General features: G+C 40.2%; 3 protein-coding genes. All 3 read left to right on the forward strand.

Features of this window, described 5'->3' with window-relative positions; all coding sequences use genetic code 11:
* Positions 1-290 precede the first annotated feature (290 nt).
* The 3 genes from AB1L08_RS22065 to AB1L08_RS22075 all read left to right on the forward strand — a co-directional run bounded on the left by AB1L08_RS22065 (position 291) and on the right by AB1L08_RS22075 (position 2,700).
* The gene (locus tag AB1L08_RS22065; protein ID WP_413066732.1) at positions 291-1,208 is read left to right on the forward strand and encodes a WD40/YVTN/BNR-like repeat-containing protein; all 918 of its coding nucleotides are present in this window, start codon (positions 291-293) and stop codon (positions 1,206-1,208) included.
* The gene (locus AB1L08_RS22070) at positions 1,201-2,055 is read left to right on the forward strand and encodes a hypothetical protein (RefSeq protein WP_413066733.1); all 855 of its coding nucleotides are present in this window, start codon (positions 1,201-1,203) and stop codon (positions 2,053-2,055) included. The genes AB1L08_RS22065 and AB1L08_RS22070 overlap by 8 nt, the downstream gene beginning before the upstream one ends.
* Positions 2,056-2,328: 273 nt before the next feature.
* Positions 2,329-2,700, forward strand: coding sequence for an NTF2-like N-terminal transpeptidase domain-containing protein (locus AB1L08_RS22075; protein ID WP_413066734.1), 372 nt, complete (start codon positions 2,329-2,331; stop codon positions 2,698-2,700).
* Positions 2,701-2,739 lie beyond the last annotated feature (39 nt).

Consider the following 2,739-nt stretch of genomic DNA (forward strand, 5'->3'; position numbering starts at 1 on the left):
ATTCGACGGCTATTTTTATTTCAGAACTGCGAGTGGCAAACTATTGATCAAAATAAAGGTTGTTCAGTAAGCCCTATAATAACCCAAATACTACAATTGTAGTTTTGTGGTTCTGTCACCATTGATTTCTTTATTCATAAGATTTTAGCGTGGATACCCGTGACTTCAGTCATGCAATAATCAAAGGAAGCAATTCTTTTGTGTGGTACGAAAATTTGAAACCTAATTACACAACTTTATTGCTGTCACGGAACAGGATCACTTTTCTAATAAAAAGGAGAGCTTATTTCGTGAAATATTTTATCTTGGGGATATCGTGCGTTGTTATGGCCGGGCAAATAGCGGGATTGATTTTTTACCAATTTCCTGCCAAACAGGAGGAGGTTCCAATAAGCCGATCGGTTTCTGACAGTCCGGAAACTGCGGTGACGGAGGAACAGCCCCTGTATTCCAAAGATATGATTGACTATTCTCTCCAAAATGATCAGTTGAAAGTTACCTATGACCACGGGGAAAGCTGGATTCCTGTTCCGGTTGAAAAAGAGTCTCTTTTTGGCGGGGAATATAACGGAAACCAGCAAGAACTTATTGACAATAGCTATGTTCTTACAGAAAAACGGGCAGCCTTTTTATATCCGGTTGGAGAGAGTCCGGAAGGTCAGAAAATTAAGGTAACGTATTCACTTGATCAGGGGAGATCTTGGGAGACGGCCATTGTGGCGGAGCAATATCCGCCAATTCGTTTTCGGAAAGTTGCTTTTTTAAATGACCAATTTGGATATGTCATCATTTCCGGTGACCGTACCATGTCTCAGGAAACGTCGAGCGTCTTTTTAACGAATGACGGTGGGAAAAGCTGGAGAGAAGTAAACAGTTCGAATGTGACGAGATTAATAGCGGATGGCGGCTTTATAGATGAACAGACAGGGTTTTTATCGTTTGGAATATTAAATCCCGAGCATCCCGAGCTTCATGTGACACAGGATGGAGGAGAAACTTGGACTAAAGCGGAGATACATATCCCGGAGCAGTTTGAAAAAATATTTGTGATTGCTGAAACACCCTTTAAAGAAGGGAGCACCCTGGCGATGCTTGTGAACCAGGGACCAAGCGGAGACTATAAAGGGGGAAAAGTAAAAGGGAAATTCCTTTCAGATGACAATGGAAAAACGTGGGAGTTTTCGACGGAGGTACAGGCAATTGAATAAAAACATGAAAAAGATCAGCGGCTGGATCCTATTGCTTTTGGCTGTAGGTTTATTCCTATTACAGATGGGCTTTTTATTTTTGCATGCCAAATTTCAAGTTGAGTACAGTGATAATCGGCTTTTTTATTTGATAAATATATTCAGCCTCGTCTGTCTCGGGCTTTCTATCCTTTTTTTGGTTCCGGCCGCGAAAAAATGGGAGATGGCTGTGGGCATAGCCGTGGCTGCAGTCCTTATAGCAAATGGGATGCTGCTCGTTGCAGACCTTCGAAAAACGAAAAATATTGTAAGTCTTTCACCGAATTTTAAACATGTATTCTCCATTAAGCAAAATAAGAAAACAGGAGAGGCCACATATTACCGGACCTACTATCATCTCCTTGCCCTGCCAAAAGAAACCCTTCCTTATCAAACATCAGGGAACTTCAAGGTGAAATGGATAGCCAACGACGCTGTGGCTGTCACATATCAAGCGGCAGATAAGACCATTCATCAATACATCGGTACATATGGGGACCGCGGCAGAGGGGGCTCATACTACTATGTGGGACCGTCGATTTACGGACGCTGGTCCGGTGAAAATGCAGAAGTCATCAGCAATGAAGAAGGAATAAAAGTATTGCAAAACGGGAAAGTGGATGCCTTTAGTTGGGATCAGACTGTACAGTTCGGAACCCTTGCAGTTGTGTTGGTGAACGATGGCGAATCGGTCTGGACCATTTCTTTAAACGAAAACTTTAGCGTTCAATCGGATTCATCCGCGCCGCCCCGTGGCGACATCAGCTTATATAAGGCTACAATGAAGAAAAACAAGCCTGTAAAACTTACCTATGCAGGTTCAGTATAGTAAAGAAAAACTCGCAGCAAAATCCATCTTGCCGTGAATTTTTCAAAAGCAGTCATCTATTGGATAGAATATGCTGAGCCATCCCGATTTTTGATATTTGCTATTTATCTTATTTATGCTATAATTGACCTCAATACTACACATGTAGTTTTAAAAAACTACATGTGTAGTAATTAAACCTAAGGAGAAGAAGGGACAGCGTGTGAATAGTCGAGTCAAAAGAAAAAAGGGAGAAATATACTTTTTCCTATAATGCTATTGATCTTTTTTGCAGTGAGCGGGGGCTTTGGTCTGTTCTTATTCATTCATAAAAATGACAGCAGCCAAGCACAAGAAGCAGCAGATGCTTTCATTCAGATTTTAGAGAACAAAGAATATGAACAAATTGATGATGTGCTTGAAAAGCAATCATACACTTCGTTAGGTTATACTTCCGAAGAAGTGGTAGATAAATATGACCGCATTTTTAACGGTATCAATATTCATAACATTCATGCTTCCAAAATTGCATTAAAAAAAATAAATAATAATGAGCATGAGCTTTCCTATCAATTAAGCTTTACAACTCCGCTGGGTACTTTGAAAAATTTAAAATATCAGACAAAAATAATCCCAAATTACGAAAGTAAATTTGCCGAAAACTAATTCAGCGCTCTTTTGGGAACAATTTACAAATCTGGGTAC

The sequence above is a fragment of the Siminovitchia jepli genome, assembly GCF_047228825.1.
GTDB lineage: Bacteria > Bacillota > Bacilli > Bacillales > Bacillaceae_C > Siminovitchia.